Origin of the sequence: Mesorhizobium sp. M0833 (genome assembly GCF_040319905.1) — a bacterium.
Taxonomy (GTDB): Bacteria; Pseudomonadota; Alphaproteobacteria; order Rhizobiales; family Rhizobiaceae; genus Mesorhizobium.
Genome location: NZ_JAMYOQ010000006.1, coordinates 104,441 through 118,244 on the forward strand (window position 1 = coordinate 104,441; position 13,804 = coordinate 118,244).

The 13,804-nt window shown below is 63.4% G+C and carries 13 protein-coding genes; 9 read left to right on the plus strand and 4 right to left on the minus strand.

The features are described from left to right. Positions 1-8: 8 nt before the first annotated feature. The 4 genes from NKH98_RS09325 to erpA all read right to left on the minus strand — a co-directional run bounded on the left by NKH98_RS09325 (position 9) and on the right by erpA (position 1,968). A complete protein-coding gene (locus tag NKH98_RS09325; protein WP_352897860.1) occupies positions 9-326 on the minus strand; it encodes a hypothetical protein in 318 nt (105 codons plus the stop codon). Between the two features lie 77 nt (positions 327-403). Continuing rightward, positions 404-1,198 (minus strand): exodeoxyribonuclease III, encoded by a 795-nt coding sequence (gene xth / locus NKH98_RS09330; protein WP_352897862.1) that lies wholly within the window; start codon positions 1,196-1,198, stop codon positions 404-406. Positions 1,199-1,228: 30 nt separating this feature from the next. Continuing rightward, positions 1,229-1,618, minus strand: a complete 390-nt coding sequence (locus NKH98_RS09335; protein WP_352897864.1) for a VOC family protein — start codon at positions 1,616-1,618, stop codon at positions 1,229-1,231. A 2-nt stretch (positions 1,619-1,620) separates the two neighbouring features. Further along, the gene (gene erpA, locus NKH98_RS09340) at positions 1,621-1,968 is read right to left on the minus strand and encodes an iron-sulfur cluster insertion protein ErpA (protein WP_254818314.1); all 348 of its coding nucleotides are present in this window, start codon (positions 1,966-1,968) and stop codon (positions 1,621-1,623) included. Between the two features lie 73 nt (positions 1,969-2,041). On the opposite strand from erpA, the gene NKH98_RS09345 reads away from it, so the two are divergent. From NKH98_RS09345 to tatC, 9 genes are all read left to right on the plus strand, one after another. Further along, a complete protein-coding gene (locus NKH98_RS09345; RefSeq protein ID WP_352897865.1) occupies positions 2,042-3,256 on the plus strand; it encodes a deoxyguanosinetriphosphate triphosphohydrolase in 1,215 nt (404 codons plus the stop codon). A 61-nt stretch (positions 3,257-3,317) separates the two neighbouring features. Further along, a complete protein-coding gene (gene argS / locus NKH98_RS09350; protein WP_352897867.1) occupies positions 3,318-5,075 on the plus strand; it encodes an arginine--tRNA ligase in 1,758 nt (585 codons plus the stop codon). A gap of 103 nt (positions 5,076-5,178) precedes the next feature. Next, a complete protein-coding gene (locus NKH98_RS09355; protein ID WP_352897869.1) occupies positions 5,179-8,868 on the plus strand; it encodes an SPOR domain-containing protein in 3,690 nt (1,229 codons plus the stop codon). A 118-nt stretch (positions 8,869-8,986) separates the two neighbouring features. Further along, positions 8,987-10,006 carry a beta-N-acetylhexosaminidase gene (nagZ, locus tag NKH98_RS09360; protein ID WP_352505845.1) on the plus strand — a complete coding sequence of 340 codons (1,020 nt, stop codon included), beginning with the start codon at positions 8,987-8,989 and terminating at the stop codon, positions 10,004-10,006. Between the two features lie 58 nt (positions 10,007-10,064). Further along, positions 10,065-10,865 (plus strand): segregation and condensation protein A, encoded by an 801-nt coding sequence (locus tag NKH98_RS09365; protein WP_352505869.1) that lies wholly within the window; start codon positions 10,065-10,067, stop codon positions 10,863-10,865. Then, positions 10,862-11,641, plus strand: coding sequence for an SMC-Scp complex subunit ScpB (scpB, locus tag NKH98_RS09370; protein ID WP_352451389.1), 780 nt, complete (start codon positions 10,862-10,864; stop codon positions 11,639-11,641). Before NKH98_RS09365 ends, scpB begins: the two co-directional genes overlap by 4 nt. A 178-nt stretch (positions 11,642-11,819) precedes the next feature. Further along, positions 11,820-12,041: a twin-arginine translocase TatA/TatE family subunit gene (locus NKH98_RS09375; RefSeq protein WP_352505846.1), complete on the plus strand. Its 222-nt coding sequence runs from the start codon at positions 11,820-11,822 to the stop codon at positions 12,039-12,041. 28 nt (positions 12,042-12,069) lie between these two features. After that, on the plus strand, positions 12,070-12,756 hold the full coding sequence (gene tatB / locus NKH98_RS09380) for a Sec-independent protein translocase protein TatB (RefSeq protein ID WP_352897870.1): 687 nt from the start codon (positions 12,070-12,072) through the stop codon (positions 12,754-12,756). Beyond that, positions 12,753-13,616: a twin-arginine translocase subunit TatC gene (gene tatC, locus NKH98_RS09385; RefSeq protein ID WP_254818322.1), complete on the plus strand. Its 864-nt coding sequence runs from the start codon at positions 12,753-12,755 to the stop codon at positions 13,614-13,616. The genes tatB and tatC overlap by 4 nt, the downstream gene beginning before the upstream one ends. Positions 13,617-13,804 lie beyond the last annotated feature (188 nt).

Genomic DNA, 13,804 nt, shown 5'->3' on the forward strand with positions numbered 1-13,804 from the left:
TTTTGAGATCAATTCTCGTTCGGTTCTGCCGGCATGCCGCTGGGCGCCGGCGTTGAGATCGGCGTGCCTTGCAAATGCGGGGCCGGCGTGTTCTCCGGGCAGCCATCCCGCTGCTTTGTCCAGGACGTGTTGTTGAGCACCATCTCGCAACGGGCGAGGTAGCTTTGGCCGGCAGGCGTCAGGCAGGCGACCCGGCCGATCTGGAATGATTTGCCGTTGGCAAGGCACTCTGCATCGGCAAAAGCCGGCGTCGCCACCGCCATCGCAAGCGCGCAGCCAATCGGGCAGAGTGCAAATCGAGTAGTCATGGGAACCCCAGCCACCATGATGATTTCCCATCAAGCGCGCGATTTGTGGCGATAAGAGGTCAACTTATCAATGTGCCGCCGGACAGCAGGTCCGGTCAGGCTGGCCGCAGCGCCAGATCGATCGCCACCGGCACGTGGTCGGAGGGTTTTTCCCAGGCGCGCACCTGCTTCTCGATCGAGGCCGAGGAAAACCAGTTGGCGGCTTCGGGCGACAGAAGCAAATGGTCGATGCGGATGCCGTTGTTCTTCTGCCAGGCGCCGGCCTGATAGTCCCAGAACGTAAAGACGTCCGCGGAGTCGGTGACGGCACGCACGGCTTCGGTGAAGCCAAGATTCTTCAGCCGCCGGAACGCCTGCCGCGTCGCGGGCTGGAACAGTGCATCGCTTAGCCAGTTTTCCGGATATTTCGCGTCGATTGGCTCGGGAATGACATTGTAGTCGCCGGCCAGGACCAGCGGCTCTTCCAGAGCAAGCCGCCCCTCGGCCCAGCGCTCAAGTCGCGCCATCCAGGAAAGCTTGTAGGAGAACTTCTTCTCGTCGTCGATCGGGTTGCCGTTCGGCAGGTAGATCGAGGCAACGCGCAAGGCGCCCTTGTCGGTCGAGAACACGCCCTCGATGAAACGCGCCTGTTCGTCGGCATCGTCGCCCGGCAAGCCGCGATTGACCTCATCGAAACGCAGCTTCGACAGGATGGCGACGCCGTTGAAGCCTTTTTGGCCGTAAGTCTCGACATTGTAGCCGAGCGCCTCGATCTCGGCGCGAGGAAACTGCTCGTCGACCGTCTTGATCTCCTGCAGGCAGGCGATGTCGGGCGCGCTTTCCGTCAGCCAATGGGTCAAATTGCCGATGCGGGCGCGAACGCCGTTGATGTTCCAGGTGACGATTTTCATGGCGGCCTCGATAGGCTGGTGGTCCGGAGACTAGCGATCCGGTGGATGACGTTCGACGAGGCCGATCGTATTGCCTGCCGGGTCCTTTAGGAAGGCCATCCATTCGCTTTCCCCGGCTTGGCCGAACAGGCCTTCGGTGTCGCGATGAACGAGCGCCGGCGGCGCGGTGAAGGGGATGCCGGCGGCCTTTGCCGAAGCGTGGAATTCTTCGAGGCCCGATATATCGAGATAGACGGTGCCGGCCGGCAGGCCGTCGGTGAAAAGCAGGCGCACGTCACCGGCCAGGATGAAGGCGATGCCCGGCGGGTCGAAACGCGCGTGCAGGCTCATGCCGAGCACTTCGCGCCAGAACGCCAGCGTCGCATCGAGGTCGCGCCCGGCGGAAAGCGCGACCTGACGGACCGCGCCGATGTGAGGCATTTCTAGATCGAGAAGCTGGTGCCGCAGCCGCAGGAGGCGACCGCATTCGGGTTTCTGATCTGGAACGACTGGCCCATCAGATCGTCGACGAAATCGATTACCGAGCCGCCCATGTAGACCAGCGACAGGTCGTCGATAAGTACGGTGGCGCCGTCCTTTTCGATGGCGACGTCGTCGTCATTGCGCCTGTCGACCAGATCGAACTTGTAGGAAAAGCCGGAACAGCCGCCGCCCTCGACCGAAACGCGCAGCGCCGTCTTACCGGCTTCGCTCGCCACAATCTTGGCGATCCGCCTGGCGGCGGCGTCGGTCATCTCGACTTTCATGGCAGTCTTGGCATCAGCGCCCATGGGCGTCACCTTGCATTCGGTTTCGTATGATAGGTATGAAGCGCGACGGGGCAAGTCAACTGCGGCATACGCTATGACCAACGAGTTGGGCGACATCGGATTCGGCTATCGGCCGCGCGCGGCCTATGCCAGCGACCCGGCAAAGTCGCGCGGGCGGTTGTTCGACGAGGTGGAAAGCCCGACGCGCACGCCGTTCCAGCGCGACCGCGACCGCATCATCCATTCGACGGCGTTCCGCCGGCTGAAGCACAAGACGCAAGTGTTCGTCGCGCACGAAGGCGACCATTACCGCACGAGGCTGACGCATTCGATCGAGGTCGCGCAAATCGCACGCGCTCTGGCGCGGGCGCTGCGCGGCGACGAGGATCTGGCCGAGGCGGTGGCCCTGGTGCACGACTTCGGCCACACGCCCTTCGGCCATACCGGCGAGGACGCGCTGAATGAGAAGATGGCCGCCTGGGGCGGATTCGACCACAATGCGCAGTCGCTGCGTGTGGTGACGCGGCTGGAGCGGCGCTATGCCGAGTTCGATGGGCTGAACCTCACCTGGGAAACGCTGGAGGGGCTGGTCAAGCACAATGGCCCACTGACCGATGCCAAGGGCAAAGGGCTGAAGGGGCGGGTGCCGCAGGCAATCCGCGACTATTTCGAACTGCACGACCTCGAGCTCGACCGCTTCGCCGGTATCGAGGCGCAGTGCGCGGCGATTGCCGACGACATCGCCTACAACACCCACGACATCGATGACGGGCTGAGGGCAGGGCTGTTGACGCTCGATATGTTGGAGGGGGTTTCGCTGCCGGGGTCGATCCTCAAGGGCGTGCGTCAGCGCTATCCGGCGCTCGATGACGTACGCACCGGCCACGAGCTGATGCGCCGGCAGATCACCATCATGGTCGAGGACGTGATCGTCTCGACGACGGCCAATCTGGCGCGCATCAAGCCTGACAGCGCCGAAGCGGTAAGGGCGGCCGGCGAGACGATGGTGAGCTTCTCCGCCGAGACGGCCGTATGGGAAAAGGAGCTGAAGGCCTTTCTTTACAAGCATCTCTACCGGCACGCGGACGTCATGCGGGTGCGCGCCGAGGCCGACCAGATCGTCCGAGACCTGTTCGACGTCTATTTCGCCGATCCGCGCGCCATGCCGGATGGCTGGCGCGAAGGGCTCGACCGGGCAGAGGACCGCGTCAAGGCGCGCAGTGTTGCCGATTTCCTGGCCGGCATGACGGACACTTATGCGCTCAAGGAACACAGGCGTTTGTTTGACCATACGCCGGATTTGAGCTAGGGCGGGCTCGATTTTGCCGGCCAGCGAGCCGGATCCCTGCAAAACCGTCAGAGCCACAGCAATGAACATCTTCGCCGATTTCAACGCGCGAATCATAAAGGCCGTCGAAGCGCTTGATTTGAAAGACAAGGATGGCGTGTCGCCCGACCTGTCGCGCATCGCTGTCGAGCCGCCGCGTGATGCCAGCCATGGCGACCTCGCGACCAACGCTGCCATGGTGTTGGCCAAGCCGACCGGCCAGAATCCGCGTGCGCTGGCCGAAAGGCTGGCCGAGGCGCTGCGCGCCGACGAGGATATCGCGGCCGCCGAGATCGCCGGTCCGGGCTTCGTCAATCTCAGGCTCAAGGACGGCTTCTGGCAGGCGCATCTGACGGCGCTGCTCGGCGAAGGCCGCAATTACGGCCGCTCGACGGTCGGCGGCGGCAAGAAAACCAATGTCGAATATGTCTCGGCCAACCCGACCGGGCCGATGCATGTCGGCCATTGCCGGGGTGCCGTGGTCGGCGACGCGCTCGCCAATCTGATGGCCTTCGCCGGTTACGACGTGACCAAGGAATATGTCATCAACGATGCCGGTTCGCAGATCGACGTGCTCGGACGCTCGGTCATGCTGCGCTACCGCGAGGCGCTTGGCGATGAGATCGGCGACATTCCGGCCGGGCTTTATCCAGGCGACTATCTGATCCCCGTTGGTCAAGCGCTGGCCAGCGAATTCGGCCGCTCCCTGCTGCAGATGCCGGACGAGGAGGCGCTTGCCATCGTCAAGGACAGGACGATTGATGCGATGATGACGATGATCCGCGAGGATCTGGCGCTGCTCAACGTGCATCACGACGTCTTCTTCTCCGAGCGGACGCTGCATGCCAACAATGCGAAGAAGATCCGCTCGGCGATCAACGACCTGACGCTGAAGGGGCACATCTACAAGGGCAAGCTGCCGCCGCCCAAAGGCGAGAAGCCGGACGACTGGGAGGACCGCGAGCAGACGCTGTTCCGCTCGACCGCAGTCGGAGACGACATGGATCGGGCGCTGGTCAAGTCGGACGGCACCTTCACCTATTTCGCCGCCGATGTCGCTTACCTCAAGGACAAGGTCGATCGCGGTTTCGTCGATCTGATTTATGTGCTTGGCGCCGATCATGGCGGCTATGTGAAACGGCTGGAAGCGCTTGCCCGGGCGATTGCCGGCGACGAGGTCAAGCTTACCGTGCTGCTTTGCCAGCTGGTGAGGCTGTTTCGCGCCGGCGAGCCGGTGCGCATGTCGAAGCGGTCGGGCGAGTTCGTGACCTTGCGCGAAGTGGTCGAGGAGGTCGGCCGCGACCCGATCCGCTTCATGATGCTCTATCGCAAGAACGACGCGCCGCTCGACTTCGACTTCGCCAAGGTGACCGAGCAGTCGAAGGATAATCCGGTATTCTACGTGCAGTATGCCTCGGCGCGCTGCCATTCGGTGTTCCGGCAGGCGAGCGAGCAATTGGGCGAGGCCATGTTCGACCGCAACCAGCTGGCCGCCGAAGTGGCTTTGCTGACCGACGAGGGTGAGATCGGCCTGATCAGGAAGCTCGCCGAATACCCTCGGCTGATCGAAGCCGCGGCCCTCGCGCTCGAGCCCCATCGGCTGGCATTTTACCTCTACGAACTCGCTTCCAGCTTCCACGGACACTGGAACCGGGGCACCGACAATCCCGACTTACGTTTTGTTAAGGTTAACGACCGACAATTGACGTATGCCAGACTAGGGCTGGTGCAGGCTGTTTCGGACGTTTTGACGTCCGGCCTGACGCTGATCGGAGCCAATGCGCCCACCGAAATGCGTTAGGTTTGAGTAAAAAACCTGTCACCTTTTGCCCACATTGCGCTGGTAAGGGCCAACCCTACGCGACGTCCATGGCGTCCGAATGAGTGCGAGTTCGGGAACAATAATGGCAGACAGAACCCAGCTGAGAGCAGCCGACCACAACGACATCGCCAACGATGATCCGTTCGCGGAACTGACCAGGATCATGGGGTTCGACCCGCGCCAGCCGGTCAAACCGCAAACGCCGGCCCAGCCGAAAACCGCTGCCGCCGAACCGTCGGTGGACGAGGGCGATTTCGAGATCGATCTCGAGAAGGAGTTGATGGGCGAATTCGGCGCCGACGCCAATGATAATGCTTCCCCTGCCAAGCTTCGCGAGCCGACACCCGAACCGACCGCCGCCGACGAAATGGAGGACGCGCTTGCTGCCTCATTCGAACAGGATTTCGCGTTCGACGACAGTGCGGTGGATGATGTTGCTCCTGTTGCGGCCGCTCCTGTTGCCGCCGACGAAATTGCCTCCGGCCCCGAAAGGGCGTTCGCTCCCGCTGTCGAGCCGGAGTTCGATGAAGAGTTCGATAACGCCGTCGCCGGCTCGCTCGAAGACGTGTCGCCGTTCGAGGACGACCTTTCGAGTGACAACGAACTTGCCGCCTCGCTCGACCAGGATTTTCGGCTCGACGACGATGTGACCGGCGAGGACGAACCCAGGGCCGCGGCCGAGGCGATCGAGCCGGTCGACGAGCCCGCCTTGGACCATGAGTTCGACGACGCCGTGGCAAGCTCGCTCGAAGACGAGCTGATGCTCGAAGAGCATGAGCCGATGGAGCAGGCGGTCGCCGTTGAAACGGCGGCGCAAGCGGCCGCGCCTGCGTTCGATGACGCGTTCGACGACGCGGTTGCAAGCTCGCTCGAAGACGAGCCGATGTTCGACGAGCAGGAGCCGGCTGATAACGCCGCCCCGGCATCGCCGGTTGAGGCGGCCGATGAGAATTTTGCCGGCCATGCCGATGATGCCATGGCCGATGTCGACATGGACTTCGACCTTCGCGCGAACGAGCCTGCCGAAATCGAAGAACCAGAGTTTATCGAAGAGCTGTCGATCGAAGAGCCAGAGGCCGCCCGGCTTTCCGGCACGGCCGCTGAAGCGGCGCTCGACGACGATTTCGATCTGAGCTTCGACGATGCGCCTGCCGAGCACCCCGAACAGCCCGTAGCGCAGGTCGTTGCAGCCGAACCCGCGGCCCAGGCCGCCGCTGTCGTCCCAACGGCCCCAGTGGCCGAGGAACGCAGCCTGGAGGACGAACTGAACGCGCTGTTGGGTGCGATGAGCACACGGCCGGCACAAGCGGTCAACGAACCTCAGACAAGCCAGCAGGAACGTCAGACAAGCCAGCAGCCTGCCCAGAAGCCCGTGATGGCTGTTCAGCAGCCCATCGCGCCGGTAATTCAGAAGCCAGCAGTGGCTGCTGAACAGCCAATGGCGGCGGTCAAAGACGTCGCCAACGACCCGGTGCATGCTGTCGACGAGCTGGATTGGGAACTCGACGAGCACGAGCCCGCTGAGCCGCCGCAGTCCAGTGCCGCCGATGACGCCGATCTTGGCAGTGTCCTCCTCGATGAGCTTGAAGGCGAGGATTTCGGTGTTGAAGCCGCTGCCGGACCTGCGGGTGATTTAGACAACAATGCGCTCGACGCCGACTTCGCCAGGAACATCGGCCTGGATCATGACTCGGCCGACAAGAGTGCGGCAGCTGCTGCCGAAGAAGACCCGCTCGATGCGCTGAACTGGCTGACGACACGCGCCACGCCGCCCGAGCCGGCCCGCTCGTGGAGCCGCGTGACGCCGGTCGCACAGCCTCAACCCGCTTTTGCAAGCCAGCCGGTGGCTTCGGCGCGTCCCGCACCACCGCCGCAGCCGGCTGCAACGCCGTCCTATCGGGCCGCACCGGTCGAAGAGAGGCCGTCCTATGAAGGCCAGGTATCCCGTGAAGATAGGTCATCCTATGAAGATCGGCCCGCCTACATGGAAGCTGCGCCAAGCTCGCATCAACAGCCTTCCGCCTATGACGAGATGCCCGATGTCGAGACGGTCGACGTGCCCGAGCGCGTCGTGGCGCTGGCGGACGATCTCGACATTCCGGAGCTCAACTTCGACGATGACGAGCCGGTGGCGCCCGCCTACGACGATCTCGATGCCGATTTTGCCAGCCTTCTCACCGAAATGAATGCCACGGATATAGCGCCGGCCCCGGTGCGCAGTGCTGGCTATGACGATGAATACGATGCCGGCTTCGCGTCTGGCTACAAGCAAGATCGCGGCGAGACGCGCGCCTATGGCGCAAAGCCTGCGGAAGCCCCTGTCAGCCCGGCAGCCGCTTCCTATGCAGATGCAGCGGACGGTTTCGATCTGGGCCCATTGCCCGGCGGCCAGCCGGTTTCGCAAGCCGACGATTTCACCTTCGATGAGCTCGACTACGATCCCGAACTGGACGAGGAGATGTCAGTTCCCGGCCTCGCCGAACGCGAGGCCGAAAGGCAGCCGCGCAGGCGCGGGCTGCTGATAGGTGCGGTGGTCGGCGCCGTTGCGATCGCCGGAGGCCTTGGCGCCTTTGCGTTGACCCTCGGCGGCAAGAGCGGCGGCGATGCGCCGGTCATCGTCAAAGCCGACAACAGGCCGATCAAGATCAAGCCGGAAAATCCAGGCGGCACTGTCGTGCCGAACCAGGACAACAAGGTTTATGACGCTGTGGCCAAGGGCGCCAAGCCCGCCGAGCCGGTTCAGCAGAAGCTGCTCACCAACACCGAAGAGCCTGTGGACCTGAAGGCCAACGAACCGGAGAGCCGCGTCGTCGATCTTTCGCCCAATGACCCCGATGCCGCAGACGATATCGACGCACCCGGCACCGAGGCGTCTGATAGCAATGCGTCTGGCACCAACGCGCCTGACACCAATGCACTTGGCGCCAGTGCGGCTGGCGCTACCGACACCGCCGCCGCACCGGCGCCCAAGTCCGAGGATCGCATCGCGCAGGTTCTGCAGGAGGCCGAGAAGGGTGCCGAGACCGTCGCCGTTGCGCCGCGCAAGGTACGGACCATGGTCGTGAAACCTGACGGCTCGCTGGTGGCGCGCGAGGATCCGGCGCCAGCCGCCCCGCAGATGGCCGCTGCCGAGCCGGCCGATCCGGCGCCGCAGCACGTGGCTCCGGCCGCCCAGGCGGACGCCGCCGCGCAGACCGGCACCGTGCCCCTGATCGACCAAATGACAAGCGACCCGAAGATTGGCGACCCGAAGATTGGCGACCAGCCGAGTGGCGACCAGCCGAGTGGCGACCAGCCGAGTGGCGACCAGGCGAGCGGCGATCAGGCCGAAACCTCCAAGCTGCAGCCGGCGCCCAAGCCCGACACAAAGGCTGAAGCCAAGGCCCAGGCGTCAGCCAGCAAGCAGTCGGCCACCACCCCGGCCACGGTTCCGGTGGCGCCGCAGCGCCCGTCCGACCAGCCGGTCGACGTGGTCGGCGAGGTCAAGCCCGATCAGGTTGCTTCCATCGATCCGGCCGCTGCCGGCGCTGGTTCGTGGTCGATACAGATCGCTTCGCAGCCGACAGTCGAAAGCGCCCAGGCGACTTACCAGGATCTGCAGCGCCGCTACGGCAGCGTGCTTTCCGGCCGCACCGCCAACATCGTCAAGGCCGAGATTGCCGGCAAGGGCACCTTCTACCGCGTCCGCGTTCCGGCGCAGTCTCGCAACGAGGCGATCAAACTGTGCACCAGCTACAAGGCCGCCGGCGGCAATTGCTTCGTGTCCCACTAGCGGCACCAAAGCCCCTCGAAAAGCCGGCGCCCGCGCCGGCTTTTTTGCGTGAACGGAAACCTTTGGAGGCAATTGCGGGCGATTCCCTTTGTCGTCGCGAAGCTCTAAACTGTTCCGCATGACCGAATCAAAATCCATGATCCTCGGCTGCGCCGGGAAATCACTGAGCCGCGACGAGATCCGATTCTACCGCAACGAATGCCCGTGGGGCTTCATCCTGTTTGCGCGCAATATCGGCGAGACCGAGCAGATCCGCGATCTGGTCGCCGCCATGCGCGACTGCGTCGGGCGTGCGGACGCGCCGGTATTCATCGACCAGGAGGGCGGCCGCGTGCAGCGCCTGCGGCCGCCGCTGGCGCCAAACTATCCGGCTGCCGGTGCACTCGGCGCCTTGTGGCGCGACGACCATGACGCCGGCACCCGTGCCGCATGGCTAATGGCGCGGCTGCATGCCTTCGACCTGCTGCGCTACGGCATCACGGCGGATTGCCTGCCGGTGCTCGATGTGCCGATCGAGGGCGCCAGCGACGTCATCGGCGCGCGCGCCTATGGCAAGGAGCCGCGCGCCGTCATCGAATTGGGTCGCGCCGCGGCGGAAGGCCTGATGGCAGGCGGCGTGCTGCCGGTGATGAAGCATATTCCCGGTCATGGAAGGGCCTTCGCCGATACGCATTTCGAACTGCCCACCGTCGATGCCTCGATCGGCGACCTGCAGCGGCATGATTTTGCGCCATTCAGGGAGCTCAACCATTTACCGATGGCGATGACGGCGCATGTCGTCTATAGCGCGATCGACCCGAAGAACCCGGCCACCACATCCGGCAAGGTCATCGAAAAGATCATCCGCGGCGAAATCGGCTTCGACGGTCTGTTGATGAGCGACGACACTTCGATGAAGGCACTTTCTGGGGATTTCCCGTCAAAGGCGGCCGCTATCCTTGCGGCGGGCTGCGATCTGGTCCTTCACTGCAACGGCGTGTTCGAGGAGATGGCCGGCATTGCATCGCGAACGACCGGGCTTGAAGGCAAGTCGTTTGAGCGCGCGGAGCGGGCGCTGACCTATATCAGGAACCGTGACGTTGCGGACGAGACCGAGATTCGCGCCGAATTTGCCAGTTATTTCGACGCGGTAGCCTAGCATCAAAGGAAGCGAAGTGGCGGAAGCATTGGACCTGAAGGCCGGCAAGGCCGCACCGATGGACCGCTTGTGGGCCGAGAATGACGATTCCCGGCTGACCGGCGATCCGGCGTTGGTCGTCGATGTGGCCGGTTTCGAAGGTCCGCTCGATCTTCTGCTGCATCTTGCCCGCAATCAGAAGGTCGACCTGTCGCGCATCTCGATCCTGGCGCTGGCCGAACAGTATCTGGCGTTCGTCGAGAAGGTGAGGGCGCTGAGGCTGGAGCTTGCCGCCGACTATCTGGTGATGGCAGCGTGGCTGGCGTTTCTCAAGTCGAAGCTCCTGATCCCCAAGCAGCCCGGCGACGAAGGCGAAAGCGGCGAGGAACTGGCGGCGGTGCTGCAGTTCCGGCTGAAGCGGCTGGAGGCCATGCGCGACGCGGCGGCACGGCTGGTCAACCGCAACCGGCTCGGACGCGACGTGTTTGCACGCGGCATGCCGGAGATGGTGATCGTCGAGAAGCGCAATGCCTATTCGGCCTCGCTCTATGACCTGTTGACCGCCTATGCCCAGCAGCGCCAGAAGCAGGCGATCACCAATGTGACGATTGCCAGGCGCGGCGTGTGGTCGCTCAAGGATGCGCGCGACGTGCTGACCAGGCTGATCGGGTCGCTGCGCGACTGGACGGCGCTCGACAGTTTCCTGGTCGAATATCTGGCCGGCCCGGAAGACCGGCGCACCGCGGTTGCCAGCTCGTTTGCGGCGACGCTGGAACTGGTGCGCGAAGGCAAGATGGAAATGCGGCAGGACCAGGTTTTCGCGCCGCTTTATCTGCGCGGCCGCGCCCAGGCCATCAAGATAGTCGAGGTGACATCATGAGCGAACGCGCCAACGCTTCGGTCATTCCGTTCAAGGTCGACGACGACGCCGAGCAAGGCGCGGTCGCCGAGAATCCGGCACAAAATCAGGGGCAGAATTTGTCGCGGAATCCTGGCGAGCGGCTGCATATGGCGGAGGCCGTACGGATGGCCGAGGCGATCGTTTTCGCCAGCGCCGAGCCGGTCAGCGAAAAACAGCTCACTTCGCGGCTGCCCGACGGCATCAACATTGCCGCGGCAATGGCCGAACTGCAGCAGATCTATGCGCGGCGCGGCGTCAATCTGGTACGCGTCGGCGATGCCTGGGCGTTTCGCACCGCCGGCGACCTCGCCTTCCTGATGAGCCGTGACACGGTGCAGCAGCGCAAACTGTCCCGCGCTGCCCTCGAAGTGCTGGCGATCATCGCCTACCACCAGCCGGTAACGCGCGCCGAGATCGAGGACATCCGCGGCGTCGAGACGTCAAAGGGGACGCTCGACACGCTGATGGAGACCGAATGGGTGAGGATGCGCGGCCGGCGCCGCACGCCCGGCCGTCCCGTCACCTATGGCACGACCGATATTTTCCTCGACCATTTCGCACTGGAGGAGATACGCGATCTCCCCGGCATGGAGGAATTGAAGGGTGCGGGGCTGCTGTCCGGCCGTATGCCGTCGAATTTCTCGGTGCCGCTGCCGCCGGCCGACCCCGATGCGCTCACCGACGACGAGGATCCGCTGACCGATATCGACCTCGAGGAACTCGGTCTTTTGACGCCGCGCGTCACGGAAGATTGAGCCGAGCGCCATCTTAAAGCCACAGGCAGGATGGAACTGCGCCGATTGGTAGCGGGCCGCCGTGCCGAAAGTGCGTGACTTCGGCGACTCATTCATGAACTCTGTCGCAGTTCTGTTTGAATCCGAACCCGAAAGCGCATAGATCAGCGTCTGGGAAACCGTTCGAGAGAGATTTGCTATGGGTTCATTTTCGATTTGGCACTGGATGATCGTTCTGGTGATCGTGCTGCTGGTCTTCGGCCGCGGCAAGATCCCCGAGCTGATGGGCGACATGGCCAAGGGCATCAAGAGCTTCAAGAAGGGCATGGCGGACGACGACGCTGCCGACGACAAGCGTACCGTCGAACACCGTGCCGACGAAACCGTTTCGGTACCGAAGGAAAAGGCCAGCAAAGGCTGAGCCCAAACTTTAGTCGGAACGTATAGCCATGTTCGAAGTCGGCTGGACCGAGATGCTGGTGATCGCGATCGTCATGATCGTGGTCGTCGGGCCCAAGGATTTGCCCAACATGCTGCGCACCTTCGGTCGCACGACGGCGAAGCTGCGCGCCATGGCTTCCGATTTCCAGCGGCAGTTCAACGACGCGTTGAAGGAAGCCGAACTCGACGACGTCAAGAAGTCGGTCGATTCGCTGAGAAGTGTCAATCCGGCAGCCGAGATCAGGAAGCAGCTCAATCCATTCGAACAGGCCGCCGCCGACGTCCGTTCCGGCGTCGATGCCGTGATGAAACCCAAGCCGGCCGTCGATGCAGCCGCTTCGACGGAGCAGGCAGCCGAGCCGCTGAAGAACGGCGCAACGACGATGCCGGGCGTCAGCCCGCCGGAGCCGACGCCGGCCACGCCGATCTTTCCGGCGATGACGGACGAGTCCGTCGTGGCGCCGGCCATGCAGGCGCAAACGGCTGCGGCGGCAGTGCCGCAAAAAGCATCTGCGGCAAGGAAGAAGCCGGCGCCCGCGAAAGCCGCGACCGCCGCGCCGGCCAAGCCCGCAAAGACTGCTGCGCCAAAGGCCGCCGCAAAAGCTGAGCCGAAACCGCAGTCGCCAGCAGCGAAGAAGCCGGCGTCAGCAGCGAAGAAGCCGGCCGCCAGAAAAACGGCGGGAGCCGCCAAGTGAGCGTTTCGGACAAGGAAAAGGACGAGATCGAAAAATCGTCGGCTCCGCTGATGGAGCACCTGATCGAGCTGCGCCGGCGCTTGATCTGGTCGATCGGCGGTTTTTTCGTCGCCTTCCTGGTCTGCTTCTTTTTCGCCAAGCGGCTGTTCAACCTTCTGGTCATTCCGTTCAAATGGGCCACGCAATGGGCCGGGCTCGACCCGCACAAGGTCGAGCTGATCTATACGGCGCCACAGGAATTCTTCTTTACCCAGGTCAAGCTCGCCATGTTCGGCGGCATGGTCATAGCCTTTCCGCTGATCGCCACCCAGATCTATAAATTCATCGCGCCCGGCCTCTACAAGAACGAACGCAATGCCTTCCTGCCGTTCCTGATCGCCTCGCCGATCCTGTTCCTGATGGGCGCGTCGCTGGTCTATTTCTTCTTCACGCCGATGGTGATGTGGTTTTTCCTCGCAATGCAGCAGACCGGCACCAATGACCAGGTGCAGATTTCGCTGCTGCCGAAAGTGTCCGAATATCTTAGTCTGATCATGACGCTGATCTTCTCCTTCGGCCTGGTGTTCCAGTTGCCGGTGGTGACGAGCCTGATGACGCGGGTCGGCATGCTGTCGTCCACGGCCCTTGCCGAGAAGCGTAAATGGGCGATCGTCATCGCCTTCGTCGTGGCGGCGGTGCTGACGCCGCCCGACCCGATGAGCCAGATCGGCCTCGCCATTCCGACGATCCTGCTCTACGAGGTCTCGATCTGGTCGGCCCGGCTGATCGAACGCAGCAAGGAGCGCGACCGTGTGGCTCGCGAAAAACAGGACGCCACGGAAGAGGTGGCCGACAAGCCGGCGGACGCGTCATCGACGTAGGTTCGGTTGAAGCGGACAGCATCTTTCTTCCGGCCGCTGCAACTTTGTTCTTGCTTTGTGCCGGCAGCTATGCTACTAATCTGGGTATGGTGCCAATTGGCTCCAAAAACCCGCCCACTCAGGCGGGTTTTTTTGTTTCTTCCTTTTGAAGTTCCGGTGTTGCCGCCTGAGGTCGGCGGGACAGCGCC

Coding starts and splice junctions, on each gene's coding strand:
- NKH98_RS09325 (WP_352897860.1), bottom strand. CDS start 326: ATGGTGGCTGGGGTTCCCATGACTACTCGATTTGCACTCTGCCCGATT.
- xth (WP_352897862.1), bottom strand. CDS start 1,198: ATGAAAATCGTCACCTGGAACATCAACGGCGTTCGCGCCCGCATCGGC.
- NKH98_RS09335 (WP_352897864.1), bottom strand. CDS start 1,618: ATGCCTCACATCGGCGCGGTCCGTCAGGTCGCGCTTTCCGCCGGGCGC.
- erpA (WP_254818314.1), bottom strand. CDS start 1,968: ATGGGCGCTGATGCCAAGACTGCCATGAAAGTCGAGATGACCGACGCC.
- NKH98_RS09345 (WP_352897865.1), top strand. CDS start 2,042: ATGACCAACGAGTTGGGCGACATCGGATTCGGCTATCGGCCGCGCGCG.
- argS (WP_352897867.1), top strand. CDS start 3,318: ATGAACATCTTCGCCGATTTCAACGCGCGAATCATAAAGGCCGTCGAA.
- NKH98_RS09355 (WP_352897869.1), top strand. CDS start 5,179: ATGGCAGACAGAACCCAGCTGAGAGCAGCCGACCACAACGACATCGCC.
- nagZ (WP_352505845.1), top strand. CDS start 8,987: ATGACCGAATCAAAATCCATGATCCTCGGCTGCGCCGGGAAATCACTG.
- NKH98_RS09365 (WP_352505869.1), top strand. CDS start 10,065: ATGGACCGCTTGTGGGCCGAGAATGACGATTCCCGGCTGACCGGCGAT.
- scpB (WP_352451389.1), top strand. CDS start 10,862: ATGAGCGAACGCGCCAACGCTTCGGTCATTCCGTTCAAGGTCGACGAC.
- NKH98_RS09375 (WP_352505846.1), top strand. CDS start 11,820: ATGGGTTCATTTTCGATTTGGCACTGGATGATCGTTCTGGTGATCGTG.
- tatB (WP_352897870.1), top strand. CDS start 12,070: ATGTTCGAAGTCGGCTGGACCGAGATGCTGGTGATCGCGATCGTCATG.